The organism is Microbacterium sp. KR10-403 (assembly GCF_040196215.1).
Lineage (GTDB): Bacteria > Actinomycetota > Actinomycetes > Actinomycetales > Microbacteriaceae > Microbacterium.
On the sequence record NZ_JBEGDC010000001.1, the window covers coordinates 451,921 to 477,534 of the forward strand.

Consider the following 25,614-nt stretch of genomic DNA (forward strand, 5'->3'; position numbering starts at 1 on the left):
CCGATGACCTCTTCCCCCCGCATGCGTCTCATGCGCGCCGTGACCGCCGGTGCGGCGGTCGCCACCGTCGCGCTGAGTCTCGCCGCGTGCAGCTCGACGAGCGACGACAAGGCCGCCTCGTCACCGGCCGCGTCGGCCGAGAACACCGCTTCGTCGGCGCTGGCCGCTCTGCAGAAGCCTCTCGACGCATACCCGGTGCCCACCGAGCCCGTGACCGGTGCGACCGACCTGGCCGGCGGCACGCTGTACTACATCCCGATCACCTCGCAGTCGCCCGAGTTCGCGGTCGACCAGGCGGGCGTCAAGGCCGCGGCGGACGCCCTCGGCATGAAGGTGCAGGTCTGCGACGGCAAGGGCACGCCCACCGAGGTCAGCTCGTGCATCGACAACGCCACGAACGCGAAGGCGACGGGCATCATCCTCGACGCGGTGCCCTACGACATGGCCGCCAACTCGATCGCCGCGGCGCAGAAGGCCGGCATCCCCGTCGTGATCGGCAACCAGGTCGCCGACGACCGCCACCCCACCACGGCCACGTTCACCTACACCGCGGTCAGCGGGTCGGCGCAGCAGCAGGCGCTGGCACGCTGGATCATCGCCGACTCCGACGGCAAGGCCAATGTCCTGATCAACGAGACGACCGACGGCCACTCGCAGATCCAGTACGTCGAAGACGCGCTGTCGGTCTTCAAAGACGAGTGCCCGGGCTGCACCGTGGCCACCAACGAGATCTCGTCGGCCAACTTCTCGCAGGTGCCCAGCTCGACCAGCTCGGCGCTGCTGAAGAACTCCGACACCGACTACCTGATGGTCGAGTTCTCGCAGTTCCTGCAGGCGAGCCAGGCAGGCGTGCAGAACGCGGGTGCGAGCGGTCGTCTCACCGTCGTGACGGGCTCTGCGACCCTGAACGACATCAAGTCCGTCGCCGCGGGCACGATCGGCGCCGCCACCGCGCAGGCCTCGGCCTTCGTCGGCTGGATGTACGTCGACGCCACGCTGCGGCTGATCGCCGGCCAGGAGGTGCCCGAGTACACCATCCCGATCCGCCTGTTCACGAAGGACACCATGTCGGACGTGCAGCTGACCGACGCCGCCCAGGCCTCGGGCGAGTGGTTCGGCCCGGCCGACTTCACCGACCAGTTCAAGAAGCTGTGGGGTCTGGCGTGACGGATCTCGCCACCGCGACGAGCCAGGGCGGGGCTTCGACCTCGCCCCGGCTCGACGTGCAGAACCTCTGGATGACCTTCGGCGACAACCGCGTGCTGCGCGACGTCGCCATCGAGGTGCAGCCGGGCGAGATCCACGGCCTCGTCGGGCAGAACGGCTCGGGCAAGTCGACGCTCGCGAAGGTGCTGACGGGGCTCTACCACCCCGACGCGGGCACCCGGGTGAGCGTCGACGGGGCCGAGCTGAAGCTGCCCGTGCAGCCGCTCGAGGCCCGCGAGCGCGGCGTCGCCGTCGTGCACCAGAGCCTCGGCCTGTTCGATGACGACACGGTCCTCGAGAACCTGCGCATCGGCCGGCACCGTGCCAGCCGCTTCCTGCGGCGCATCGACTGGACCCACGAGCGCGCCGAGGCCGAGGCTGTGTTCGAGCGCCTGGGTCGCGACATCCCGCTCGATGCCAAGGTCGGCACGCTGCGTGAAGAGCAGCGCGCCACCGTGGCGATCGCGCGGGCGCTGCAGGATGCGACCCCGGGCCGCGGGCTCATCATCTTCGACGAGTCGACCCGTGCGCTGGGCCGCCCGTCGCTCGAGCACTTCTTCCGCATCCTCGACGACATCGTCTCGACCGGCACCTCGGTGCTGCTGATCACCCACCGCCTCGAGGAGATCGTCGACGCGGCCGACCGGGTCACGGTGCTGCGCGACGGCCGGATCGTCGAGATGGGGCATCCGGTCGAGGGCCTCGACGAGGCGAAGCTGGCCGAGCTCATGCTGGGCAAGACGCTGAAGCAGGAGGTGCGCGGGCATTCGTCGACGGTGGATGCCGCGGCCCGCCCTCTGACGGTCACCGGCCTCCACGGCGCCGATGTGGTCGACGCGTCGCTCGACGTGCGCCCCGGCGAGGTGCTGGGCCTGACCGGCATCGCCGGCTCGGGCTACGACGACGTGCCGTATCTGCTCAGCGGCGTCACCCCGCCCGACGGCGGCACGCTCGGGCTCGCCGAGCGCGAGCTGGGGCTCGGCAGGCTGACCCCGGCCGACGCGATCGCCGCGGGTGTCGTGCTGGTGCCCGAGGGGCGCGAGCACGCGGGTCTGGCGATGGGGATGTCAGTGGAGGAGAACACCGTCTTCCCGCAGACGAGCCGCTCGCGCGCGCAGCTGAAGCCGTTCTCGCGCAGCGGTGAGCGCGCACAGGTCGCCGACTGGATCGACCGCCTCGACGTGCGCCCGCCCGACCCGAAGGCCATCGTGGGCAACCTCTCCGGCGGCAACCAGCAGAAGGTGCTGCTGGCCAAGTGGCTGGCGATGGACCCCGAGCTGCTGCTGCTGCACGAGCCGACCCAGGCCGTCGACGTCGGTGCACGCCAGACGATCGTCGCGGCAGTCCGGGCGGCCGCGGCATCCGGCCGTGCCGTCATCGTCGCCGGCGGCGACGAGAACGAGCTGTCGCTGCTGTGCGATCGCGTGCTCGTGTTCGAAGACGGCAAGGTCGCCCGCGAGCTGCGCGACGACCTCAGCCCCGAGAGCATCGTGCGCTCGATCTACACCCAGCAGGGGCGCGGCCGACTGCGCACCCGCGCCGCCGAGAAGAACTGACAGAACAGAAGAGAACGAGGAGCGGCATCCATGACCGTCGTCGACATCAACATCCACCACCTCCCCGAGGACCTTTTCACCAACGAGAAGATCCTGAACGGCTTCCTGAACTCCGCGCCGCGCGGGTTCGGCGAGATCGCCTATGTGACCGAGACCGAGCAGGGCAAGAAGCACCTCGTGCTCGAGAAGCCCGCCGGGCACCAGAACCTCAACTACGTCGAGGGCGACTACTCGGCCGAGGCGAAGCTCGCCGTCATGGACGACGCCGGCGTCGACTACGGCATCATGCGCGTGCCGGTCTGGCAGGAGTGGCTGGACCTCGAGACCTGCAAGGCCGTCAACGACAACGCCGCCGACATCGTGAAGCGCTCGAACGGCCGGCTCTTCTTCACCGCGGCGGTGCCGCCGTGGGGCGGCAAGGAGAACATCGACGAGCTCAAGCGCTGCATCGACCTGGGCGCCGTCGGCGTGCAGCTGGCGTGCCACTACGGGCAGCTCTACCTCGACGACCCGGTGTTCGAGCCGTACTTCCGCGAGATCGAGAAGCTGAACATCCCGGTCATCGCGCATCACACGCCGCTGCCGGTCGAGTGGCACTCGGTCATCGACTACACGAACCTGCGCCGCGAGTACGGCCGGGTCATCGACCAGGGCATCGCCGTGGGCCGCGAGCTGTTCAGCGGCATGTTCGACCGCATGCCGGGCCTGAAGATGATCCACACGATGATGGGCGGCAACTGGTTCGCCAGCACCGAGCTGCTGACCCCGCACGCCTCGACGAAGAAGGAGTCGCTCACGCGCCTGGACTCGACCAGCGGCGAGAAGATCAAGAGCTACCTCGAGAACAACATCTTCTTCGACATGACCCATCCGCACTCGTGGGGCAAGACGCAGGTCGAAGCGGCGCTCGAGATCAACGGCGCCGACCACTACATGTTCGGCTCGTCGTTCCCCGTGTTCTACAGCTGGATGAGCCAGGGCGTCGACTTCCTGCAGAACGAGATCGAAGTCAGCGACGCCGACCGTGAGGCGGTGCTCTCGGGCAACGCCAAGCGCCTGTTCAACCTGCCGATCTGACCATGACGATGACCGACCTGACCGATCACGACATCGACGGATCGTTCTCCACCGCGCGCATCACCGCACGCGGGGAGGACATCCTCCTCACCTCCGACAGCTACCGCGAGTTCATCTACCCGCATGACGAGCCCTCGATCGCGAAGTACCGCGGCATGGACTACGAGCAGTTCGCCGATGAGAAGAAGAGCCCGTCGTTCGTGCAGGACCTGCTGAACTCATGGCAGGCGCTGTACGACGAGCCGTTCCGCGGGATCACCAACGACGGTGTGGTGAAGGAGGGGCTGTACCCCCTCCCGGCGAAGACCGAGCCGAACGACGAGGGCATGGTCACCGCGGCGTTCCGGTTCCTGGCCGCGCTCACCCCCGAGCAGCGCACCGCGGTGAACCACCCGGTCGACGCGCCCGAGTGGCGTGCGTGGAGCAACCCCGAGTTCGTGATCCACCGCGTCGGCGTCCGTCTCGAAGAACTGGGGGAGGATGCCGCGGGCGCGGCGCTCGCGCTGGTCGCGGCATCCCTCAGCCCCGCCGGATACGAGCGGGTCGTCGAAGCGATGGAGCTGAACGGGTACCTCGGCGACCTCGTCGATCTGCCGCAGATCATGAACGACCGCAGCTACTGGTTCTCGCTGTTCGGCACGCCGTCGAGCACCGAGCCCTGGGGCTGGCAGCTGTTCGGGCACCATGTCGCGCTCAACGTCGTCGTCGTGGGCGGCCGTCAGGTCGTGGCTCCCGTGTTCCTGGGTGCGGAGCCCGCGCTGTCGGACGAGCGCGCACCCCTGTTCGCCGCGCGCGAGGCGCTGGCGATCCGCCTGGGGCAGTCGTTCACCGACGCGCAGCGGGCGAAGGCGGTCGTCTATCGTTCGGTGCTCGACCCCGAGATGCCCGACGGCCGGGTGCACCCGGCCGACGAGCGACATGTCGCCGGGGCCTTCCGCGACAACCGCGTCGTGCCGTACGAGGGCGTGTGCGTGCGGGACTTCGACGACGCGCAGCGCAAGCTGCTGCACGAGATCGTCGACGACTTCCTGCTCCTGCTGCCCGACCACCAGCGTGCGCTGACGATGCAGCTGATCGGCGCGCACCTCATGGAGACCTGGGTGAGCTGGTACGGCGCGACCGACGGTTCGCAGCCGTTCTACCTGCGCGTCCAGAGCCCGGTCGTCATCGCCGAGATGGACCACCACGCCGGCGTCTGGCTGAACAACCGGCTGCCCGCACGGTTCCACGTGCACACCACGCTGCGTCTGCCCAACGGAAACGACTACGCGAAGGCGTATCTCGCGCAGTGGCAGGACCGCCACCGGCCCTGAGCCGGCCCCGACTCGCGTGACGGGCGGCCGCCGGACCCGAAGCGGCGGCCGCGCGTCTCGCGCAGCATCCCCCATCCCTTGCCAAAGCAGTCAAGAAGGAGAATCACATGTCGTACCCATTCCGAGCAGCCCGCAGCCGGGCGCTCGCCGTTCTCGCCGTCGGGGCCGCGCTGACCGCGGGCCTGGCCGCGTGCAGTTCCAGCAGCAGCGGCGGTGACGACGCGGGCAAGGCCACGGCGTCGTCGGGCGGTTCGACCGACTCCGCGCTGTCGCAGACCGTGGCGTCGCTCGAGAAGGAGCTCGATGCCTTCCCGGTGCCGACCGATTCGGTCGACGGCGTGGCGGACCTTGCCGGAGGCACGGTCTACTACATCCCGATCACCTCACGGGCGCCGCAGTTCGCGGTGACGCAGCAGGGGCTCACCGCCGCGGCGAAGGCCGCGGGGCTCAAGGTGCAGCTGTGCGACGGCGAGGGCACGCCGACCGCGATCTCGGCGTGCGTCACGCAGGCGCAGCACGCGAAGGCCGCCGGCATCGTCCTCGACGGCCTCGCCTACGACATGGCGGCCAACGCGATCGACGCCGCGCAGAAGGCGGGTGTGCCGGTCGTGCTCTCCAACCAGCTGCCCAGCGACCGGCATCCCGTCTCGGCGACGTTCGCGTACGCCGGCACGGCCGGCTCGCCGCAGATGGTGGCGCTCGCCGACTGGATCGCGCTCGACTCCGACGGCAAGGCCAACGTCCTCATCAACGAGGCCACCGACGGCGAGTCGCAGATCGCGTACGTCGACGCCGGCATCGCGGAGTTCAAGAAGGTGTGCCCCGGCTGCACCGTCACGGTCAACAAGATCTCGTCGGCATCGTTCCAGCAGATCCCGTCGTCGACGAGCTCGGCCCTGCTGAAGAACCCCGACATCGACTACGTGATCTCGGAGTTCGCCGAGTTCCTGCAGCCGACGCAGCAGGGCGTGCAGCAGGCCAGCGCGAAGGTCACGATGACCACCGGTGCGTCGGCCCTGTCGACGCTCAAGGAGCTCAAGGGCGGCGCGACGCTCGCCGCCGCCACAGCGCAGGCCGCGGGCTACCAGGGCTGGGTCGACCTCGACGCGATCCTGCGCCTGCACGCGGGGCAGACGGTGCCCGACTACGAGATCCCGTCGCGACTGTTCACCCCCGAGTCCGCGGGCAGCCTGACGCTCACGAGCGACGCCGAGGTCAGCGGCGAGTGGTTCGCGCCCACGACCTACACGAGCGACTTCCAGAAGCTCTGGGGCATGCAGTAGGCGATCGCGTCTGAGGAGCGGGTCGGGGCTGTGCGCCCCGGCCCGCCCCCTCTTTCAGCGAGACCGGGGCTTCCCCGCGATACCCAGGGCGTCGCCGTCGGTCTCGCGGAGAATCCCTTGATTCGGCGCCGGCCCTTCGCCTCGGGCTTTGCCCTCGCTCAGGGACCCGTCTTAGCGTGTTGGGCAGTCACTATCGGCAACCGTCGCCGAGCTTAGGCTGCAGAAATCGCCTGCTGAACCGTGCGGAGGGCCCGACAGGTCCCCGAGCGAGCGCAGCGAGACGGGGGGGGGAAGGGGACGGCCACCCGGCGGAGACACCGGTCATCCGATGCCTCGACCTCAGTGCCCGTCGCGCTCCGCGTCGTACTTGAGCACGGCATCCACCGTCTTGATCTCGTGGCGGCGCGCCGCGGTCTCGATCATCTCCGGGTCGGCGCCGCCCTCGATCAGGTCGATGAGCGACTCGTGCTCGGTCAGCGACGCGAGCGCGCGGCCCGGGGCGTACCAGAACGCCGAGCGCCGGATGACCTCGGCGCGCGCCCACTCCGAGATCACCATGTCGTTGAGCCGCGCGTCGGCGCAGCGCGAGCACAGCAGCTCGTGGAACTCGCGGTTCAACTGCCCGAAGCGGCCGGTGTCGAAGTTCGCGAGGGCGTCGCCCATCTCCTTGTTGAGGCTGCGGGCGTGGGTGATGTCGTCGGCGGTGAGGTGCTCGCTCGACAGGGCGGTCGCGTAGCCCTCGATGCGAGCGAGCAGCAGCATCGTGTGCTTCCACGCGTCGGTGTCGAACGTCTTGACGATCGCACCGACGTTGGGGATGATCTCGACCCAGCCCTCGGCCTCGAGACGGCGCAACGACTCGCGCCAGGGCACCGAACTGATGTTGAACTCGCGCCCGAGCTGGTCGATCACGAGACGCCGGCCGGGGCCGAACGTGCCGTCCATGATGCGCTCTTTGAGGGTCAGGTAGGCCTGTTCCGCCTTGCTCGCAGCAGCCACGTGCATTCTCCGCCGAGTCGAATTTTCGTACACGTCATCGTACAGGATCACCCGGCGAACCCGGGGGCTTCGCGGGCGCGTCCGCCAGGCACGCGAGCAGGCGGGCGATGACGGGATGCTGCGCCGCCCCCGGTCGCATGAGCACGAGCGCGCGCAGCGGACGCGGCGCGGGCGCGAGCTCGCGCACGACGAGATCGAAGCGGCGCAGGCTCGCCCGGTCGGGATCGGGGAGGACCCCCCAGGCTGTGCCGGCTTCGATGAACGGGATGCTGGTCTGGATCGTCTCGGCCGTGTGCACGGACGCCGGGGTCACGTGGTGCGCGCGCAGCGCGTCGTCGACGGCCTCGGGCAGGCTTGGCACGGCGGCGGTGCGCTGCGGCAGCACCAGGGTGCGCCCTTCGAACGTCGGCAGCGGCAGCGGGTCGGGCGCGTCGCTCTGGTCGGGCGGGAGCGCCGCCACGAGCGGCACGTCGCCGGCGTCGACGATGTCGAACTGGCCGCGGTGGCGCGCCGCGAAGCGCGGCCCGTCGGCGACCATGATCATCGCGACGTCGACGGTCCGGCGGCTGAGCAGGTCGATGGCCGTCCACGGCGGCGGGTCGGTGAGGCGCACTTCGACGTCGGGCGCGGCGTCGGCGAACGCACGCAGCAGGTGGGGGAGCCGGTGCCACAGCAGCGTGGGCACCACGGCGAGCGAGAGGCGCCCGGTCGTGCCGGCGCCGAATCGGCCCAGGGTCTCGACGATCTCGTCGGCCTCGCCGATCAGGCCGGCCGCGGCATCCAGCAGGTATCTCCCCGCACTCGTGGGCTCGACGCCGCGCGGCGATCGCACGAGCAGCGCGACGCCGACGGAGGCCTCGAGCTTGCCGATCGCGACGCTCAGTGAGGGCTGCGCCATGTGCAGCGCCTCGGCGGCGGCCGAGAACGAGCCCGCTTCGACCACGGCGCTGAAGTAGCGGAGGTGGCGCAGTTCCATGATCCTGATGATATCGACGGCACTGGTATAGGGCGAGGCTATGACGACCAGAGTCAAGAGGGGGCTTCTGTCGCGGCGCCGAGCGCCCGAGCATTGAAGCACCGACCCGAAGGAGATGGCGATGCTGCCCACCTGGAACCAGAACCCCCCGTTCACGCTCACGCGCGCGAGCCATGTGCGCCTCGCCGTGACCGACCTCGATGCGAGCCGCGACTTCTACCGCGACACCGTGGGCCTCGTCGTCACCGAAGAGGGCGACGACGTCGTCTACATGCGCGGGCTCGAAGAGTCGGCGCACCACAGCCTGGTGCTCGAGAAGGGCGATGTCGCGCAGGCGCTGCAGATCGGGCTGCGCGTGCGCACCGATGACGACATCGTCGCCGCCGAGAAGTACTTCGCCGCCAACGGCATCGAGCACGAGCGCGTCGAGGTGCCGCATCAGGGACCGACGCTGCGCTTCCGCGACCCGGTGGGCACCCACATGGAGCTCACCAGCTCGATGTCGCTCGTCGAGCGCAAGATGCAGAACTTCGACGAGTTCGTCGCAGGTGCCCCGCAGCGCCTCGACCACTACCAGTGCGTGACCTACGACGTGCAGGCGGCGACCGACTTCTGGTCGGGGCTGGGCATGCGCATGAGCGAGTACACGGCCAAGGACGACACCGACGAGCTGTGGGGCACGTGGATGGAGGTCAAGGGCAACACCCATGACCTCGTCTTCACCAACGGCCGCGGACCGCGCCTGCACCACTTCGCCTACACGGTGCCCGATGTCTCGTCACTCATGCGCGCGGCCGACGTCGCGGGCGCGACCGGCTTCGGCGAGGAGATCGACCGGGGCCCGGGCCGTCACGGCATCAGCAACGCGGTGTTCCTGTATCTGCGCGACCCCGACCAGCACCGCATCGAGCTGTTCACGACGCACTACCAGTTCATCGACCTCGAGGAAGAGCCCATCCGCTGGGACGTCAGCAACCGCCGCCGCGCCCAGCTGTGGGGCATGCCGGCGTCGCGCCGCTGGTTCTTCGAGGCGAGCGAATTCCCTGGCGAGCAGGTGCACGAGCCGCTGCTGACCGCGACGCCCGCCACGCTCGAGGACTTCCTCGGCGTGCACTGAGCTGAAGAGCGGATGCCGCGGGCCGTGCGCGCCGGCGGTCGGCGGCGACCGGGGGTCGGTGGCCACCGGGGCCCGGCGTGCGTGCCGCGGCCCGCGGCATCCACTTCAGCAGTCGGCTTCTGCAAGGGAGAGCGTGGAGTCACTGCAGAAGCTGACTGCTGAAAAGTCGCGTCACCCGTTCAACAGTCAACTTCTGCAGCCGCGGGCGGCATAGAGCGGAAAGAACTGACTGCTGAAGGTGGGATGCCGCGGCCCGGCCGCGGCCGCGCCCGCCCGCGTCGGGCCCTCGCGGGCCCCGCGCGCTACCGCGCCTCGGCGTCGAGCGGATCGCCGCCCAGCTGGCCGACCGCGGGGATCGGTCCGCCGTCGTCCGCGCCGGTCTTGCGCACGCGGGCGATGAAGTTGCCGAGGTGGTAGATCACCAGTGCCGCGACCGTCCCGATGACGATCGCGCCGAGCTGGAAGTTGCCCCAGCCCATCGCGAAGCCGGCGATCGCGATCACGAACGACACGGCCACCGTGTACTGGTTGACCGGGCGCGAGAAGTCCACGCGGTTGTCGACCCAGATCTTGATGCCGATCACGCCGATGAGGCCGTACAGCGCGGTGGTCACGCCGCCGAGCACCCCCGGCGGGATGGTGTTGAACAGCGCGCCGATCTTCGGCGAGAACGCGAGCAGGATCGCCACGAGGCCGGCCACCCAGTACGCGGCCGTCGAGTAGACGCGGGTCGCGGCCATGACGCCGATGTTCTCGCCGTAGGTCGTCGTGCCCGATCCGCCGAACGCGCCGGCGAGGGTCGTCGAGACGCCGTCGGCGATCAGCGCCCTGCCGGTGTGCTTGTTGATCGAGGGGTCTTCGGTCATGGTCGCGACGCCGCGCACGTGCCCGACGTTCTCGGCGATGAGCACGAGCACGACCGGCAGGAACATCGGCACGGCCGCCCAGGCGAGACCGTCGCCGATACCCGCGAGGTGGAACTGCGGCAGGCCGATCCAGGCGGCCTTGGCCACCGCGTCGAACGACACCTGGTTGGTGAGAGCCGCCACGATGTAGCCGACCACCACGCCGAGGAAGATCGAGATGCGGCCGAGGAACCCGCGGAACAGCACGCTGAACAGGATGACGGCCACGAGCGTCACTGTGGCCAGCTCCGGCTGCTGGTTGAAGTTGTTCCACGCGGCGGGCGCCAGGTTGAAGCCGATGAGCGCGACGATCGATCCTGCGACCACCGGCGGCATGAGCTTGTCGATCCAGCGCACGCCGGCCTTCTGCACGATGAAGCCGACGATCGCGAGCAGCACGCCCGCGGCGACGATGCCGAGCAGCGCCTGCGTGATCTGCAGCGGCGTCTCGAGCGCCTTGCCGGCGTTAAGCGCCGTGATCGGCGCGATGAACGCGAACGACGAGCCGAGGTAGCTGGGCAGCTTGTTGCGGGTGATGACCAGGAACAGCAGCGTTCCGAGGCCTGAGAACAGCAGGGTCGTCGAGACGGGGAATCCGGTGAGGATCGGCACGAGGAACGTCGCGCCGAACATCGCGACGACGTGCTGCGCGCCGATGGCGATCGTGGCGCCCCAGCTGAGCCGTTCGCTCGGGTGCACCACCTTTCCGGGTTCGACGGTGCGGCCGTTGCCGTGCAGGGTCCAGAGGGGCATGCGGTCTCCAGGGGTGAGGGGGCGGGGGTGGATGCCGCCTCCAGAACTTTACCTGGGAGAGCCCTGTGAGCGGGAGATGCGGCGGGAATCGGGCCCTGCACCGCCGTCCGGCATTGATCCGGCCGGAACGGAGCCACCCCCCTCCGGGCGGGTCTAGCGTCGAATCTGTATCCAGAAGGGAGCTCCATGAGCGAGTCCGAAATCCTTGATGTCCGCGAACTGATCCCGGCCCAGCGGCACGTGATCATCTTCGAGAAGTACAACGCCCTCGAGCCGGGGCAGGCCTACATCCTGGTGAACGACCACGACCCGAAGCCGCTGTACTACCAGTTCGCGGCCGAGCATGAGGGCCAGTTCACGTGGCAGTACCTCGAAGAGGGCCCGACGACGTGGCGCGTCGAGATCGGACGCCCCGAGTCCCACTGACGAAGACCCCCGCCGCGCGGGTGGTCTACGCGCGGCGGGGGCGGTCTCGTCAGCGGATGATCACCCGCTCGAACCTCTCCGGGTCGACGACTCCGAGGTCGACCGAGCGGCTGGGGCCGTCGACCCGCGGCATCCCGTCTCTCGTTCCCGTCGTGCGGAATCGCTGCAGCGCCCACGTGCCCACTCCGGCGCCGGCCAGCCGGTCGGCGAGCGTGCAGAGCCCGGCCTCGTCGATCGCGTCGGAGTGCACCGTCGTGCGCACTTCGTAGTCGAGTGGATGCCGCGAGCCGGCGCGTCGCGCGTGCTCGTGCAGGACCAGCTCGAGAGCCCGCCAGGCGCGGTCGGCTCCGCCTCCCCGGCCCACGACGTGGTCGTAGCCGGCGTCGGTCGCCTTGATGTCGAGACCCACCCAGTCGAGGCGGGGCAGCAGACGTTCCAGCCGCCGCGGGTATGCGCCCGAGGTATGCAGCCCCACCCCGAACCCGAGGGCCCGGACCTCGTCGACGGCGTCTTCGAGCGCCGCGTGCAGGGTCGGCTCGCCGCCCGAGAAGACGACGCCGTCCAGCATCCCGCGCCGTCGTTCCAGGAACGAGACGACCTCGGACCAGGCGATCCGCCCCGGTGCGCGCGGGTCGATGAGCGCCGGGTTGTGGCAGTAGAAGCAGTCCCACGGGCAGCCCTGCAGGAAGACGGTGGCCACGAGGTGCTCGGGCCAGTCCACCGACGAGAGCCGGGTCATGCCCGCCACGCGCAGGCGGCGGGGCGTGACGGGCCCGGCCGCGGGTGCGGCATCCCGCGCCGCGCCCGCACGCCCGCCCCCGACGTTCTCGCTCACGCCGGCGCTCCCGCCAGCGCGGCCTCGGGACCGGCGACCTCCTGCGAGAAGTACAGCCGCTCGGCGGCCTCGCCCTTCTTGCCGATGTTGAACGACGAGATCGGGCGGAAGTAGCCCATCACCCGCGTCCACACCTCGCAGCCGGCGCCGCACTCGGGGCACTGCTCGTGGTGGCCCGAGACGTACCCGTGCGCGGGGCAGATCGAGAACGTCGGGGTGACCGTGATGTACGGCAGGCGGAAGCGCTCGAGCGACCGGCGCACGAGGTTCTTGCACGCCGTCGGCGAGACCAGCGCCTCGCCCATGTAGAGGTGCAGCACGGTGCCGCCCGTGTACTTCGCCTGCAGCTCCTCCTGCTGCTCGAGCGCCTCGAACGGGTCGTCGGTCCATCCGACCGGCAGCTGCGAGCTGTTCGTGTAGTACGGGTTCGCGTCGGTACCGGCGTGGATGATCCCCGGGAAGCGGGCGATGTCCTCCTTGGCGAAGCGGTACGTCGCACCCTCGGCGGGGCTCGCCTCGAGGTTGTACATGTTGCCGGTGGAGGTCTGGAAGTCGACCATCCGCGCGCGCACGTGGTCGAGCAGTCGCAGCACGAGCGCGCGCCCGCGCTCGGTCGTGATGTCGTCGCTGTCGCCCGTGAAGTTGCGCACGTACTCGTTGAGTCCGTTCACGCCGATCGTCGAGAAGTGGTTCGCCAGGCTCCCCAGGTACCGCTTCGTGTAGGGGAACAGCCCGCCGGCGATGTGCCCGTCGATGACCGCGCGCTTGATCTCGAGCGTGTCGCGGGCGATCTCGAGCAGTTCGTCGAGGCGGTCGATGACGGCATCCTCGTCTCCCGCATGCTCGAAGCCGAGGCGCGCGCAGTTCACGGTCACGACCCCCAGCGACCCGGTCTGCTCGGCCGAGCCGAACAGGCCGTTGCCGCGCTTGAGCAGCTCGGTGACGTCGAGCTGCAGCCGGCAGCACATCGAGCGGATCATGTGCGGGTCGAGGTCGGAGTTCACGAAGTTCTGGAAGTACGGCAGCCCGTACTTCGCCGTCATCGCGAAGAGTGCTTCGACGTTCGGGCCGTCCCAGTCGAAGCCGCGGGTGATGTTGTACGTCGGGATCGGGAAGGTGAAGGCGCGGCCCGCGGCATCCCCTCCGCTCATCACCTCGATGAACGCGCGGTTGATCACCCCCATCTCGTCGGTCAGCTCGCCGTAGCTGAACGGCTGCACGACGCCGCCGATGAGGGGATGCTGCTCGGCCAGGTCGTCGGGCACGGTCCAGTCGAACGTGAGATTGGTGAACGGCGTCTGCGTGCCCCAGCGCGAGGGCACGTTGAGGTTGTAGACGAACTCCTGCATCGTCTGCAGCACGGCGTCGTAGTCGAGGCCGTCGAGGCGCACGAAGGGCGCGAGGTAGGTGTCGAACGAGCTGAACGCCTGGGCGCCGGCCCATTCGTTCTGCAGCGTGCCGAGGAAGTTCACCATCTGCCCGAGGGCGCTGGTCAGGTGCTTCGGCGGAGCCGAGGCGATCTTGCCGGGGGCGCCGTTGAAGCCCTCTTCGAGCAGCATGCGCAGCGACCAGCCCGCGCAGTACCCGGCGAACACGTCGAGGTCGTGGATGTGGATGTCGCCGGCGCGATGCGCCTTTCCCGCCTCGGGCGCGTACACCTCGTTCAGCCAGTAGTTGGCGATGAGCTTGCCCGAGGCGTTCAGGATGAGGCCGCCCAGCGAGTATCCCTGGTTGGCGTTGGCGTTCACCCGCCAGTCGGAGCGATCGAGGTACTCCTCGACGGTCGATGAGACGGTGACGGTGTCCGGTGCGTGCATGGTTGCTCCCGTGTTGCGTGTCTGTGCGCCCTTTCGACCACCGGAACGCGTGACCACTATATGTGGGAGTTGTTGGGGATGCGGCCACTATATGTCGTGGTCGACAAGCGGAGTCGCGGCGAACTCCGGTGCAATTGCCGAGGTGTTCAGACACGCCTGCGGCTCCCGCGGTTTTGCGCGGATGGGTGTAGGAGTCAGGCGCTCTCGGCCAGGTAGCCCTCGATCGTGGGCGCCACCAGGTCGACGAGCTCGTCGAATGGGAGTGCGGCCAGCATCGGCACCTTCAGCACGTGCCGTGCGACCGAGGTTCCGAACAGGTGGGATGCCGCGAGCGAGAAGCCGCGGGCGGCGGGACTGTCGATGAGCGGAACCGGCGCGTCCTGTCGCGCGCGTGCGGTGAGGGCTTCGATAAGCATCATGACGCCGTGGCCGCTCGTCATCGCCGAGCGCACGAGCCCGAGCAGGATGGGGCGCATCTCGTCGTCTTCCCAGAGCCCGAAATAGGCCGCGGTCAGGCGGCGGCCCCGTTCTTCGGGGGGACCGGCGAACGCGGCCGCCAGACGCTGCGGGATCGCCGTGCGGTCGGCCATCGTGGCGGCGAAGAGCGTCTGCTTGTCGGTGAAGAAGTGGCGCACCAGCGCCGGGTCGACCCCGGCCCGCGCCGCGATCGCGCGCATCGATGCACCGTCGTATCCCTTGTCGGCGAAAAGGTCGCGGGCGGCGTCCAGGATCGCGTCACGGGTGCCGCTGTCACCGGCTCTGCGGCCCGACGGTCGACGACGAGCGGGGGGATGCTGCGCGTCGACCATGTCCTCATCTTATAACTCCACGCATGGGGATTTCCCCGGTTGGGGAGTTCTGGATATGCTGACCGCAGGCCGCCCGACGCGCGGCAGGAGGAGAGGGCCGCCATGGTCGACGCGGTGATCGAGGTCTCTGGCCTCACGAAGTCGTTCGGACGCTTCCCCGCACTGCGCGGACTCGACCTGAGCGTCCAGAAGGGCGAGGTGCACGGTTTCCTCGGCCCGAACGGCGCGGGCAAGTCGACGACCATCCGCGTGCTGCTCGGGCTGCTGCGCGCCGACGGCGGCACCGCCCGGGTGCTCGGCGGCGACCCGTGGAAGGACGTCGTCTCGCTGCATCGCCGACTGGCGTACGTGCCCGGCGATGTCTCGCTGTGGCCCGGCATGACCGGCGGCGAGGCCATCGACCTGCTCGGTTCGCTGCGCGGCGGCCTCGACGAGGCCCGGCGCAAGGACCTCGTCGAGCGCTTCGAGCTCGACCCGACCAAGCGCGGGCGCCAGTACTCCAAGGGCAACCGGCAGAAGGTGGCGATCGTGGCGGCGCTGGCGTCCGACGTCGAGCTGTTGATCCTCGACGAGCCGACGAGCGGCCTCGACCCGCTGATGGAGAACGTGTTCCAAGAGGTCATCGGCGAGGCGAAGGAGCGCGGAGCCAGCGTGCTGCTGTCGAGCCACATCCTCGCCGAGGTGGAGTCGCTCGCCGACCGGCTCTCGATCATCCGCGACGGACGCATCGTCGAGACCGGCACCCTGGCTGAGCTGCGCGGGCAGACGCGCACGACCATCCACGCCGGGCTGCGGCATCCCCTCCCTGATGAGGTGCTCGCGACCCTGCACGACGTGCACGTCGACGGCGACAAACTCTGGGCCACCGTCGAGTCGTCGCGCATCGGCGAGGCGATGAGCGCGCTCGCCCCGCAGGGGATCACCTCGTTGACCGTCGAGCCGCCCTCGCTCGAGTCGCTGTTCCTGCGGCTGTACGAGCCGACCGAGGCCGCGGCATCCGACTCCACCCCCGACGACCCGGCGGACCACCCGGCCACACGCCGGGCCGCGCGGCAGGCCGCAGGCGACGAGGCCGCGCGATGAGCACGGCCATCGCCGGCACACCGCCGCTGCTGCGGGCGTCGCTGCGGCATGACGGGCGCCTCTTCGCGCCGTGGATCCTCATCGCGACCGCCCTGTCGGTCTCGTCGGTGCTGGTGTACCCGTGGATCTTCCCCGACGAGCAGGAGCGCGCCGCGCTGGCGGCGACGATCGGCGCGAACCCGGCGCTCGGCCTCATCTTCGGTCCGGCGTTCGACATCTCGACGACCGACGGGTTCAACGCGTGGCGCTCGCTCGCGCTCGGCGGCTTTCTCACAGCGCTCGGCGTGATCTTCGCGGTCACGCGCGCGACGCGTGCGCAGGAGGATTCCGGCCAGGCCGAGCTGCTCGCCTCCGGGGTGATGGGGCGGGCGGCCCGGCTCATGGCCGGGGTGTGGATGTGCCTGGTGCTCTCGCTCGTGCTCGGCGTGGTCGTCGGCGTCGCGACGGCCCTGTGCGGCGGCGCATGGAACGCCTCGATGCTGCTCGGAGCGACGATGGCCGCGACCGGGTGGATGTTCACCGGCGTCGCCGCGATCACGGCGCAGCTCGGCTCGGAGGCGCGCACCGCCAACTCGCTGGCCGTCGGCACCCTCGGCGTGCTGTTCGTGCTCCGCGGGGTCGCCTACGCGATGGAGGCGCCGGAGTGGACGATCTGGATCAACCCGCTGGGATGGATGACGCAGACCAAACCGGCGATCGAGGACGACTGGTGGCCGCTGCTGCTCGCCGTCGCGTTGACCGCCGTGCTGCTCGCGGTCGCCTTCGTGCTGCAGGCGCGCCGTGACTTCGGGGGCGGTGCGCTGGCACCCCGCCCGGGCCCCGCGCGCGGCAGGGACCGCTCGACCTGGCGGCTCGCGCTGCGTGTGAACCGGGCGCCGGCGATCACCTGGGCGATCGCCTTCCTCGGTCTCGGGTTCGTGTTCGGCTACTTCACGACCTCGATCAAGGGCCTCCTCGAAGACAACCCCGCGGTGCAGCAGGTGCTCGCGGCCGGTGCCGCGTCGTCGGACGAGCTGATCTCGGCGTTCGTGGTCACGATCCTGTCGCTGGTCGGCATCGTCGCCGCGATCCCCGGCATCCAGATCATGCTCAAGGTGCGCGCCGAAGAGCTCGCCGACCGGGTCGAGCCGGTGCTGGCCGGCAGCGTGCCGCGGGCCCGCTACTACGGCAGCAACGTCGTCATCGCGCTGCTCGCGCCCGCCGTGTACGTGCTGCTCGCGGGGCTGCTGATCGCGACGCTGGCGAGCACCGCAGACATCGGCGTGCACTTCGGTGACGTCATCCTGCAGGCGGTGGCCACGGTGCCCGCGGTCTGGACGGTCGTCGCATTCTCGGTGTTCGTGATCGGCGCGCGCCCGCAGGTGGTGCTCGCCGCGTGGCTGGGCGTGCTGGCGTCGTTCGTGCTGACGATCCTCGGCCCGACGTTCAAGCTCTGGGACTGGATCCTCGCGATCAGCCCGTTCTGGCATGTGCCGAACGTCACCGACGCGTCGCCGGACTGGATGGGCCTGGTCTGGATCAGCCTGGTGACCCTGCTCTTCCTCGTGGTCGGCTTCGCCGGGTTCCGGCGCCGCGACCTCGCGGTCTCGTGATGGTGCCTACGCCGTCAGGCGCTCGATGAGCTCGCGGTAGCGCGCGGCGGTGCGCTCGACGATCTCGTCGGGCAGCACCGGCGGCTCGCCCTGCTTGCCGGGCCAGTTCGCGGTGAGCCAGTCGCGCACGATCTGCTTGTCGAAGCTCGCCATGCGCTCGGCCGGGGTCGTGCCGGTGCGCCAGGCCTCGGCATCCCAGTACCGTGACGAATCCGCGGTGAGCACCTCGTCGGCGAGCGTCATCGTGCCCGCGGCATCCACCCCGAACTCGAACTTCGTGTCCGCGAGGATCAGCCCGCGCTCTTCCGCCGTGGCCGCCGCGCGATTGTAGATGTCGAGCGAGAGGGACCGTGCCTTCTCGGCGTGCTCGGCGCCGACGAGCTCAACGGCGCGCTCGAACGAGATGTTCTCGTCGTGCTCGCCCTGCGGCGCCTTGTAAGCGGGGGTGAAGATCGGGGCGGGCAGCCGGTCGCCGTTCTGCAGGCCGTCGGGAAGATGGATGCCGCAGACAGTCTGGCTCGCCTGGTATTCGCTCCAGCCCGAGCCGGTGAGATAGCCGCGCACCACGCACTCGATCGGCAGCATGTCGAGCGCCTGCACGATCATGGCGCGCGCCGCGACCTCGGCCGGGGCCTCGGCGCCGGCGATGAGGTGGTTGGCGATCGGCTCTCCGCCGTCGGAGCCCGCGAGCCGGTCGAACCACCACAGGCTCAGGGTCGTGAGCAGCTCGCCCTTGCCGGGGATCGGCGGCTCGAGCATGAAATCGAAAGAGCTCACCCGATCGCTGGCCACGACCAGCAGTCGCGCGGGCTTCGCGCCCTCGGGGGTCCCGGCGGGCACGTACAGGTCGCGCACCTTTCCGGAGTAGATGTGCGTCCAGCCGGCGAGTTGTTGAGGGGTGCTCACGTGTTCATCCTCCCACGGGTGTGCGCGTGTGCCCGGGGCGTTTCGGCACGCCTTCCGTTCGCGCGGCGACCTTCCGTAGGTGTATAGTCCATGTGGACTAATCGATATGGAGTGATCATGACGAAGGATGCTGCGCTCACGCCCCTCGGCGTGATGGTGCTCGCGCTGCTGCGCGAAGGCGACATGCATCCCTACGAGATGATCCGGCTGCTGCGGCACCGGCGCGAAGACCGCATGGTCAAGATCACGAACGGCACGTTCTATCACACGGTCGCCCGGCTCGAGCAGCAGGGGCTCCTGGCCGAGGCGGGCGTCGACCGCGACGGCAACCGCCCCGAGCGCACGACGTACACACTCACCGAGGCAGGTCAGCCGGCGATCGAGCACTGGGTGCGCGAGCATCTGGCCGGCGATGGTGTGCAGAACTTCCGCGTAGCGCTCGCCGAGGCGCACAATCTGCCCCGCGCCGAGGTCGCGGCTCTCCTGTCGATGCGACGCGAGGCGCTCGCCGTGGAATACACGGTGGTCGAGGCGGGGTTGCACTCTGCACACGAACGCGGCGTCTCCGATCAGTACATCGTCGAACTCGATCGGCACATCGCCCTGTTGCGTGCCGACATCGATTGGACGGACTCCCTTCTCGCGCGTCTGGAGCGCGAGGACTATCCCTGGGGCGACGAGGGACTCACTCCCGAGAACATCGAAGCCCGTGACGCCATGCGAAAGGCAGCTCAACAGTGACCGAAACCACTTCCGCGGCGCAGGCCGCGGCATCCACCCCGCACGGCCACCAGCCGCGCAGCCCGTGGCCTGCCCTCTGGGCCATGGTCATCGGCTTTTTCATGATCCTCGTCGACACGACCATCGTGTCGGTGGCGAACCCGGCCATCAAGGCCGCCCTCGACCCGAACACCGCGAACCTCGACAACGTCGTGTGGGTCACGAGCGCCTACCTGCTCGGCTACGCGGTGCCGCTGCTGATCACCGGGCGTCTCGGCGACCGGTTCGGGCCCAAGAACCTCTACCTGGTAGGTCTGGCGCTGTTCACGCTCTGCTCGCTGGGCTGCGGCCTGTCGTCGACCCTGACGATGCTCATCGTGTTCCGCGCGATCCAGGGTGTCGGCGCCTCGATGCTGACCCCGCAGACGATGGCGGTCATCACGCGCACCTTCCCGCCCACCCAGCGCGGTGCGGCGATGGGCCTGTGGGGCGCCACCTCGGGCGTCGCCATGCTCGTCGGCCCGCTGGCCGGCGGCCTGCTGGTCGACGGCTTCGGCTGGGAATGGATCTTCTTCGTCAACCTGCCCGTCGGCGTGATCGCTTTCGTGCTCGCGTGGATCCTCGTGCCGAAGCTGCCCACCCACGACCACAAGTTCGACATGGTCGGTGTCGTGCTGTCGGCGGCGGCGCTCTTCTTCATCGTGTTCGGCCTGCAGGAGGGCGAGAAGTACGACTGGGGCGAGATCTGGGGCCCCATCACGGTCTGGCAGCTGATCGCGTTCGGCGTGGTGCTGCTGGGCGTGTTCATCTGGCAGCAGGCCAGGACCCGCAGCGAGGCGCTCGTTCCGCTGAAGCTGTTCCTCGACCGCAACTTCTCGGTGTCGAACCTCGGCATCGCGATCGTCGGGTTCACCGTCACGAGCATGACGCTGCCGATGATGTTCTTCATCCAGCTCGCCCGTGGACTCACCCCGACCGAGTCGGCGCTGCTGCAGATCCCGATGGCGGTGCTGGCGGGCGTGCTCGCGCCGTTCGCCGGCAAGCTGCTCGACCGCACCGACTCGCGGTTCCTGCTGGTGCCGGGCCTCGCGCTGTTCGCCGGGTCTCTGTTCTGGTACGTCGCGCTGACGAACATGGACACCCCGATCTGGATGTTCCTGCTGCCCTCCGCCATGATGGGCATCGGCAGCGCCGGGGTCTGGGGCCCGCTGGCCACGACCGCGACGCGCAACCTGCCGCCGCGCCAGGCCGGTGCCGGATCGGGCATCTACAACACCACGCGCACCATGGGGTCGGTGCTCGGCTCGTCGGCGATCGCGGCGTTCATGCAGGGGCGCCTCGAGGCCAATCTGCCGGGTGCGTCCGATTCGACCGGAGGCTTCGGTGCGAGCGGACAGCTGCCCGACGTCATCGCGGGGCCCTTCTCCGACGCGATGGCGCAGACCATGCTGCTGCCGGCGATCGTCGTCGCAGTCGGCGTGATCGTGGTGCTGTTCATGAAGGACGCGCGGGCGTCCAAGGCTGCGGAGTGGGAGCACCACTAGACACCTGATGCGGAGAGTGGATGCCGCGGCCCGGGGTTCGGGGTCGCGGCATCCACTCTGTGCGTGCTCGGCGTTTGCCACGGGGCATTCGGTCGTCACGCCGTGTTCAGCAGTCAGTTTCTGGGGGTCGCGCGGCGCGGTGGCTGCAGAAGCTGACTTGTGAAATCGGCCCTCACGGTTCGGCAGTCGACTTCTGCAAGCCTGACGGTGCGGAGGCTGCAGATACCGACTGCCGAACGCGCGGGGTCGGGTGCGCGGGCGGGCCTGCGACCCGCGCCCGCGCCTCAGTCCGGGTCGGCGGGGTCGATCGGCGCGTGGTGGTCCCAGGCCTCGACGCCGTGGCGCCAGTATCCGCTGACCGAGAACTGCTCGCGCGGCAGGTTCAGCGTGTGGCGCAGGTGGCGGCGCAGGGGAACGAGGGCGGATGCCTCGCCCGCCGCGAACACGTAGGTGCCGGCATCCACACCCACCGTCGTCAGCGCGGCCACGAGGTCATCGTCGGCGGCGTGCACACCGACCGGTCGGTTAGCGAAGCCCGCCAGGTACGCAGCGGCCAGATCCGGCGAGGTCGACGTGATCACCTCGACCGCGGTCGTCGCGGGCACGTCGGCGAGCCATCGCCCGGCGGCGGGCAGCGAGGTCCCGTCGACGACGAGCACGACGCGCGGCGCGTTCTGCGTCGCCTGGCGCGAGCCGCGCGGGCCGACGAGCACGAGCTTGTCGCCGACCTGCGCCTTCGCGCCGAACTGCGCGGCGGGGCCCGGGCTGTCGTGCCGCAGGATGTCGATGTCGACCACGCGGCGCCCGTCTTCGTCGCGCACGTTCAGCGGTGTGAAATCGCGGCCGAACGAGGCGCGGTCGGGGCGCACGATGCCTTCGCCGCCCTCGGCGGCCACCGGGGCGACGAGCTCGCCGGTCGTCGGGTCGGGGAAGAACGTGCGCACGTGATCGCTGGGTCCCGCGGCGGGGAAGTCCCCGAAGTCGGGACCGGTGAGCGTCACGCGCACGTATTCGTCGGTCGGGTGCGAGACGGCGACGACGGTCGCCTCGCGCGCGGTGAAGCGGTTGCGTCCGCCGGCGCGGTGGAACAGTCCCTGCTCGGGCGGCGTGGTGGTTGCGGCATCCGTCATCGAATCCTCCTCGGCATGCGTATCGATCCTATCGCGCACGATTTCGTGTGCGATCGTGCACTCCGCTGCGCCGCTCAGCGTGCGGCGCGCACCGTCCGCACCGGCGCGGTCATCGGAGCGCGCCGGCCCGAGGCGATCAGCGCATCCAGCTCGGCGCGCACGTCGTCGGTGTACGTCGGAGCGTCGAGCGTGCTGGTCTCCACCTCGCCCTCGAGGTAGGCGAGCATGCCGTCGCGCAGCGCCGCGTCGGTCTGCTCCACGACGTGGATCGTGTCGCCCGGCAGCGCGTCGCGCACCGACCCGAACGCGGTCGAGACGACCGGCAGGCGGCACAGCGCGGCCTCGAGCAGCACCATCGGCTGGCCCTCGTAGGTGCTCGAGAGCACGAAGCAGTCGGCGGCGGCCATGATCGCGAACGGATTGCGCCGCAGCCCCGCGAGGAAGGCGGCGTGCTCGAGCCCGGCATCCCGGATCTGGTTCTCCAGCTCGGCGGCCAGCGGCCCGCCGCCGACGATGACCAGCCGCGCCTCGGGGTGCAGCGCGTGCACCTTCGCGAACGCGCGGATCAGGCGCGCGTGGTTCTTCTCCGTCGACAGGCGACCGACCGAGACGAACCAGCGGGACTCGTGATCGGGATGCCGCAGCTCGGCCATCCACTCGGGTTCGTGCTCGCCCTCGTCGAGCAGTGTCTCGAGAGGCTGCGCCATGCCGGTGACGACGCGGTCGACGTCGGGCAGGTTGCGCACGGTCGTGAACCGGTCGGCGGGGGCGTATTCGGCGAGGGCGGCGCGGTTGAGCTCGGTCAGCCGTGGCGACACCGACACGAGGTGGTCGAACGCGCTGTACTGGCTGAACACGAGCTGCAGCTTGTGACGCAGGGGCTGCCGCCCACCCACGGTGCGCTGCTGGTCGGACGCCATCTCGTTGTGCAGCCAGATCGCGCGCGGCGCGTACGGGGAGTGCAGCAGCAGGTTCGTCCAGATCGGGCTGTATCCGCTGAAGTCGGCGACCCAGTCGAACGTCGCCGATCCGAACACGCGGGACCACTCGGCGTCCCACAGCTGTGCGTGCCAGCGCTCATCGCGCGGGGCCGGCGGCAGGCCGCGGCGGTCGCGGGTGTGGCGGCGCAGCTGCAGCGCCTTCGACCCGTTCATGCCGCCGATGCGCATCACCTGCCGCACGGCCGGGTGGATGAGCGCCTGGTTCGCGAGCGTGTCGGACGCCCGGAACTTCGCCATGAGCGCCGTCACGTCGTATTTGTCGTGGTCGATGGCCGCGAGCAGGTTGAGGATCGAACTCGTGATGCCGTTCGAATGCATGCCGCCCAGGTAGAACAGCAGACGGATGCGGCCGTCGTTGACAGCCGGACGCACTCGGCGCCCGGTCGTGCGGCCGCGGAACACGATGTCGATGACCCGCCGGGTGACGTCGCCGTCCTCCCACGGGGTGAAGCGCTCGGCCCACTGCGTATAGCGCTCGTGCTGGTGGCCCTCCAGCAGGTCGGCGACGTGGGTGCCGGCCTCGAACGGATCGCTGGTCACGGGCCCGGGCAGCTCGTCGAGCGGAAGATAGGTGCCGCGGCCGGCGGAGTAGTCGTCGGCGTCGGGCGTGAAGAACACGATGGGCCGGCCGGTGGCGAGATAGTCGAAGAAGATCGACGAGTAGTCGGTGACCAGCGCCGACGCCGCGCCCAGCAGCACGTTGGTCGGGATCGTGTTGGGGGCCAGGATGCTGCGCAGCTCGGGTCTGCCGGATGCTGCCGCGTGCACGACCTGGTGCGTCTTGAGCAGCACGACCCGGTCGTCGCCGACCCGCGACTGCAGCGCGTCGACCTGCGCGGCCAGCGCGTTCAGATCGTCGTCGGGGTCGCTGAAGGAGGTGCCGCGCCAGGTCGGCGCGAACAGCACGATCTTGCGGCCGTTCAGGGCGATGCCGCGCTGCGCGAGCTCGGTGCGCACGTCGGCCTCCTGCGCGGGGGTGAGCCGCTGGCGGTCGATGCGCGGATAGCCTTCTTCGATGATCTGACCCTGGTACACGTTGCGCAGCCGATACGCGTTCTCGTACATGGTCTCGGCCATGAACGGGTTGGCCGCGAGCACGTAGTCGGCCGACAGCAGGTTGCGCAGGGTGTTGGCCGACTCGACGGCGCCGTTCGGCATGTCGAAGCCCATCAGCTTCAGCGGCGTTCCGTGCCAGGTGTTCAGGTACACCTGGCCGGGACGCTTGCCGAACGCCGGCGGGAAGGTCGCGTTGTTGATCAGATAGCCGGCGGTCGAGAGCACGCGCCAGTAGTCGAAGGAGCTCCGGCGCACGAACGAGACCCGGGGGTGGGCGGCGAACTCGGCCTCGAACCGGGCGATCGCCTCGTCACCGTCCAGCGCCCAGACATGCCAGAGGTGGTCGAAATCGGGCCTGTTGAGCAGTTGGCGGAAGATCGCCTCGGGATTGCAGAGCATGCCGTTGCCGGCGAACGACTCGTAGAGCACCACGTCGGCCTGCACCGGCTTGGACCGCGCATAGGCGATGCGCTCGGCCTGCGCGGCCTTCTCGGCACGCGAGACGTAGCGGTTCAGTCGTTTCGGCAGGCGCGGTCTCACGACAACCGAGCGTAGACCGCGCTCCTTGTGAACCGCCTTGGGGTGTTATCGGGCTGTTATGTGAGGGGTGGATGCCGCGGGCGTACGGGCATACCCTGACCCCATGCACGCGGGACTTCACTTCTGGAATTACACGATGCCCGGGCAACCGGCATCCCTCCCCTCGACGATCTCGCAGGTCGCCCGCGCCGCCGAGGACGGCGGCGTCGATCAGTTCACGGTGATGGACCACTGGTTTCAGATGGAGACCGCCGGTGACCCCGCCCAGCCCATGTTGGAGGCGTTCTCGACGCTCGCGTTCGTCGCCGCGCAGACGAGCAGGATGCGGCTCGCGCCGCTCGTCGCGGGCGTGACGTATCGCCATCCGGCCCTGCTGGCCAAGACGGTCACCACGCTCGACGTGCTCAGCGCGGGCCGTGCCGTGCTCGGTATCGGTGCGGCCTGGTACGAGCGCGAGCACCACGCGCTGGGTGTGCCGTATCCGGCGCTCGCCGAGCGGTTCGAACGGCTCGAAGAGGCCGTGCAGATCGCGCTGCAGATGTTCGGCGACGACAACGGACCGTACGAGGGACGCCACTACTCGCCGGCAGAGACGCTCAACTCGCCGCCGGCGGTGAGTTCGCCGCATCCGCCGATCATGATCGGCGGAAAGGGTGAGCGCAAGACGCTGCGGCTCGCCGCGCAGTACGCGCAGATCGTGAACCTCACGGCGTCCGACCCCGATGAGGTCGCGCACCTGCTCGAGGTGCTGCGCGGGCACTGCGACACCGTCGGCACCGACTACGACGCGATCGAGAAGCAGGTGATGTGCGGCCCACGGAGCCCTGATGACGAGACGTTCTGGCCCACGATGCAGCGCCTGTCGGACCTCGGCATCGACCTTGTCGTGTTCGGCGTGCGCCCGAACCACCAGTTGGAATCGGTCGAGGCACTGGTCGCAGATGTGGTGCCGCGGCTGGCCGACTTGTAG

The 25,614-nt window shown here is 69.6% G+C and carries 21 protein-coding genes; 12 read left to right on the plus strand and 9 right to left on the minus strand.

Annotated elements, in window-relative coordinates:
* Positions 1-3 precede the first annotated feature (3 nt).
* From ABMQ42_RS02325 to ABMQ42_RS02345, 5 genes are all read left to right on the plus strand, one after another.
* Positions 4-1,167, plus strand: coding sequence for a sugar ABC transporter substrate-binding protein (locus tag ABMQ42_RS02325; RefSeq protein ID WP_349721109.1), 1,164 nt, complete (start codon positions 4-6; stop codon positions 1,165-1,167).
* Complete coding sequence (locus ABMQ42_RS02330; RefSeq protein WP_349721110.1) at positions 1,164-2,762, plus strand: sugar ABC transporter ATP-binding protein; 1,599 nt, start codon at positions 1,164-1,166, stop codon at positions 2,760-2,762. The genes ABMQ42_RS02325 and ABMQ42_RS02330 overlap by 4 nt, the downstream gene beginning before the upstream one ends.
* A 30-nt stretch (positions 2,763-2,792) precedes the next feature.
* Positions 2,793-3,839, plus strand: coding sequence for an amidohydrolase family protein (locus ABMQ42_RS02335; protein WP_349721111.1), 1,047 nt, complete (start codon positions 2,793-2,795; stop codon positions 3,837-3,839).
* Positions 3,840-3,841: 2 nt separating this feature from the next.
* Positions 3,842-5,152, plus strand: coding sequence for a DUF3500 domain-containing protein (locus ABMQ42_RS02340; RefSeq protein ID WP_349721112.1), 1,311 nt, complete (start codon positions 3,842-3,844; stop codon positions 5,150-5,152).
* A gap of 107 nt (positions 5,153-5,259) precedes the next feature.
* The gene (locus ABMQ42_RS02345) at positions 5,260-6,435 is read left to right on the plus strand and encodes a sugar ABC transporter substrate-binding protein (protein WP_349721114.1); all 1,176 of its coding nucleotides are present in this window, start codon (positions 5,260-5,262) and stop codon (positions 6,433-6,435) included.
* A 339-nt stretch (positions 6,436-6,774) separates the two neighbouring features.
* Here ABMQ42_RS02345 and ABMQ42_RS02350 read toward each other — a convergent pair whose 3' ends face one another.
* Together ABMQ42_RS02350 and ABMQ42_RS02355 are read right to left on the minus strand one after the other, a co-directional pair.
* On the minus strand, positions 6,775-7,434 hold the full coding sequence (locus ABMQ42_RS02350) for a GntR family transcriptional regulator (RefSeq protein ID WP_349721116.1): 660 nt from the start codon (positions 7,432-7,434) through the stop codon (positions 6,775-6,777).
* Between the two features lie 34 nt (positions 7,435-7,468).
* A complete protein-coding gene (locus ABMQ42_RS02355) occupies positions 7,469-8,410 on the minus strand; it encodes a LysR family transcriptional regulator (RefSeq protein WP_349721117.1) in 942 nt (313 codons plus the stop codon).
* Between the two features lie 121 nt (positions 8,411-8,531).
* Between ABMQ42_RS02355 and hpaD the strand changes: the two genes are divergently transcribed.
* Positions 8,532-9,527, plus strand: coding sequence for a 3,4-dihydroxyphenylacetate 2,3-dioxygenase (gene hpaD, locus ABMQ42_RS02360; RefSeq protein WP_349721119.1), 996 nt, complete (start codon positions 8,532-8,534; stop codon positions 9,525-9,527).
* Between the two features lie 302 nt (positions 9,528-9,829).
* On the opposite strand, the gene ABMQ42_RS02365 is transcribed toward hpaD, so the two are convergent.
* Complete coding sequence (locus ABMQ42_RS02365; RefSeq protein ID WP_349721121.1) at positions 9,830-11,185, minus strand: uracil-xanthine permease family protein; 1,356 nt, start codon at positions 11,183-11,185, stop codon at positions 9,830-9,832.
* A 186-nt stretch (positions 11,186-11,371) separates the two neighbouring features.
* Here ABMQ42_RS02365 and ABMQ42_RS02370 point away from each other — a divergent pair, with 186 nt between their 5' ends.
* Complete coding sequence (locus ABMQ42_RS02370; protein WP_349721123.1) at positions 11,372-11,611, plus strand: DUF2249 domain-containing protein; 240 nt, start codon at positions 11,372-11,374, stop codon at positions 11,609-11,611.
* 49 nt (positions 11,612-11,660) lie between these two features.
* Here the strand turns inward: ABMQ42_RS02370 and ABMQ42_RS02375 are convergent, their stop codons facing one another.
* The 3 genes from ABMQ42_RS02375 to ABMQ42_RS02385 all read right to left on the minus strand — a co-directional run bounded on the left by ABMQ42_RS02375 (position 11,661) and on the right by ABMQ42_RS02385 (position 15,072).
* The gene (locus ABMQ42_RS02375) at positions 11,661-12,446 is read right to left on the minus strand and encodes an anaerobic ribonucleoside-triphosphate reductase activating protein (RefSeq protein ID WP_349721125.1); all 786 of its coding nucleotides are present in this window, start codon (positions 12,444-12,446) and stop codon (positions 11,661-11,663) included.
* Positions 12,443-14,263, minus strand: coding sequence for a ribonucleoside triphosphate reductase (locus tag ABMQ42_RS02380; RefSeq protein ID WP_349721127.1), 1,821 nt, complete (start codon positions 14,261-14,263; stop codon positions 12,443-12,445). Before ABMQ42_RS02380 ends, ABMQ42_RS02375 begins: the two co-directional genes overlap by 4 nt.
* Before the next feature lie 194 nt (positions 14,264-14,457).
* Positions 14,458-15,072, minus strand: a complete 615-nt coding sequence (locus ABMQ42_RS02385; RefSeq protein ID WP_349721128.1) for a TetR/AcrR family transcriptional regulator — start codon at positions 15,070-15,072, stop codon at positions 14,458-14,460.
* 102 nt (positions 15,073-15,174) lie between these two features.
* Between ABMQ42_RS02385 and ABMQ42_RS02390 the strand changes: the two genes are divergently transcribed.
* Together ABMQ42_RS02390 and ABMQ42_RS02395 are read left to right on the plus strand one after the other, a co-directional pair.
* Positions 15,175-16,155 (plus strand): ABC transporter ATP-binding protein, encoded by a 981-nt coding sequence (locus tag ABMQ42_RS02390; RefSeq protein ID WP_349721129.1) that lies wholly within the window; start codon positions 15,175-15,177, stop codon positions 16,153-16,155.
* Complete coding sequence (locus tag ABMQ42_RS02395; protein ID WP_349721130.1) at positions 16,152-17,747, plus strand: ABC transporter permease; 1,596 nt, start codon at positions 16,152-16,154, stop codon at positions 17,745-17,747. The genes ABMQ42_RS02390 and ABMQ42_RS02395 overlap by 4 nt, the downstream gene beginning before the upstream one ends.
* 6 nt (positions 17,748-17,753) lie before the next feature.
* On the opposite strand, the gene ABMQ42_RS02400 is transcribed toward ABMQ42_RS02395, so the two are convergent.
* A complete protein-coding gene (locus ABMQ42_RS02400; protein ID WP_349721131.1) occupies positions 17,754-18,653 on the minus strand; it encodes a phosphoribosylaminoimidazolesuccinocarboxamide synthase in 900 nt (299 codons plus the stop codon).
* A gap of 117 nt (positions 18,654-18,770) precedes the next feature.
* Here ABMQ42_RS02400 and ABMQ42_RS02405 point away from each other — a divergent pair, with 117 nt between their 5' ends.
* Positions 18,771-19,394: a PadR family transcriptional regulator gene (locus ABMQ42_RS02405; RefSeq protein ID WP_349721133.1), complete on the plus strand. Its 624-nt coding sequence runs from the start codon at positions 18,771-18,773 to the stop codon at positions 19,392-19,394.
* A gap of 83 nt (positions 19,395-19,477) precedes the next feature.
* Positions 19,478-20,917, plus strand: a complete 1,440-nt coding sequence (locus tag ABMQ42_RS02410; RefSeq protein WP_349721507.1) for a DHA2 family efflux MFS transporter permease subunit — start codon at positions 19,478-19,480, stop codon at positions 20,915-20,917.
* A 284-nt stretch (positions 20,918-21,201) separates the two neighbouring features.
* On the opposite strand, the gene ABMQ42_RS02415 is transcribed toward ABMQ42_RS02410, so the two are convergent.
* Positions 21,202-22,047 carry a siderophore-interacting protein gene (locus ABMQ42_RS02415; RefSeq protein WP_349721135.1) on the minus strand — a complete coding sequence of 282 codons (846 nt, stop codon included), beginning with the start codon at positions 22,045-22,047 and terminating at the stop codon, positions 21,202-21,204.
* 74 nt (positions 22,048-22,121) lie between these two features.
* Positions 22,122-24,644, minus strand: coding sequence for a CDP-glycerol glycerophosphotransferase family protein (locus tag ABMQ42_RS02420; RefSeq protein WP_349721136.1), 2,523 nt, complete (start codon positions 24,642-24,644; stop codon positions 22,122-22,124).
* A 136-nt stretch (positions 24,645-24,780) separates the two neighbouring features.
* On the opposite strand from ABMQ42_RS02420, the gene ABMQ42_RS02425 reads away from it, so the two are divergent.
* Entirely contained in the window at positions 24,781-25,614 is an 834-nt protein-coding gene (locus ABMQ42_RS02425; RefSeq protein WP_349721138.1) for an LLM class F420-dependent oxidoreductase, read from the plus strand.

Excerpts from the sequence above, each read along its gene's own strand:
- ABMQ42_RS02425 (WP_349721138.1), top strand. The coding sequence starts at position 24,781 with ATGCCCGGGCAACCGGCATCCCTCCCCTCGACGATCTCGCAGGTCGCC.
- ABMQ42_RS02370 (WP_349721123.1), top strand. The coding sequence starts at position 11,372 with ATGAGCGAGTCCGAAATCCTTGATGTCCGCGAACTGATCCCGGCCCAG.
- ABMQ42_RS02345 (WP_349721114.1), top strand. The coding sequence starts at position 5,260 with ATGTCGTACCCATTCCGAGCAGCCCGCAGCCGGGCGCTCGCCGTTCTC.
- ABMQ42_RS02410 (WP_349721507.1), top strand. The coding sequence starts at position 19,478 with ATGGTCATCGGCTTTTTCATGATCCTCGTCGACACGACCATCGTGTCG.
- ABMQ42_RS02380 (WP_349721127.1), bottom strand. The coding sequence starts at position 14,263 with ATGCACGCACCGGACACCGTCACCGTCTCATCGACCGTCGAGGAGTAC.
- ABMQ42_RS02405 (WP_349721133.1), top strand. The coding sequence starts at position 18,771 with ATGACGAAGGATGCTGCGCTCACGCCCCTCGGCGTGATGGTGCTCGCG.
- ABMQ42_RS02415 (WP_349721135.1), bottom strand. The coding sequence starts at position 22,047 with ATGACGGATGCCGCAACCACCACGCCGCCCGAGCAGGGACTGTTCCAC.
- hpaD (WP_349721119.1), top strand. The coding sequence starts at position 8,532 with ATGCTGCCCACCTGGAACCAGAACCCCCCGTTCACGCTCACGCGCGCG.
- ABMQ42_RS02355 (WP_349721117.1), bottom strand. The coding sequence starts at position 8,410 with ATGGAACTGCGCCACCTCCGCTACTTCAGCGCCGTGGTCGAAGCGGGC.
- ABMQ42_RS02335 (WP_349721111.1), top strand. The coding sequence starts at position 2,793 with ATGACCGTCGTCGACATCAACATCCACCACCTCCCCGAGGACCTTTTC.
- ABMQ42_RS02340 (WP_349721112.1), top strand. The coding sequence starts at position 3,842 with ATGACGATGACCGACCTGACCGATCACGACATCGACGGATCGTTCTCC.
- ABMQ42_RS02395 (WP_349721130.1), top strand. The coding sequence starts at position 16,152 with ATGAGCACGGCCATCGCCGGCACACCGCCGCTGCTGCGGGCGTCGCTG.
- ABMQ42_RS02385 (WP_349721128.1), bottom strand. The coding sequence starts at position 15,072 with ATGGTCGACGCGCAGCATCCCCCCGCTCGTCGTCGACCGTCGGGCCGC.
- ABMQ42_RS02390 (WP_349721129.1), top strand. The coding sequence starts at position 15,175 with ATGGTCGACGCGGTGATCGAGGTCTCTGGCCTCACGAAGTCGTTCGGA.
- ABMQ42_RS02365 (WP_349721121.1), bottom strand. The coding sequence starts at position 11,185 with ATGCCCCTCTGGACCCTGCACGGCAACGGCCGCACCGTCGAACCCGGA.
- ABMQ42_RS02325 (WP_349721109.1), top strand. The coding sequence starts at position 4 with ATGACCTCTTCCCCCCGCATGCGTCTCATGCGCGCCGTGACCGCCGGT.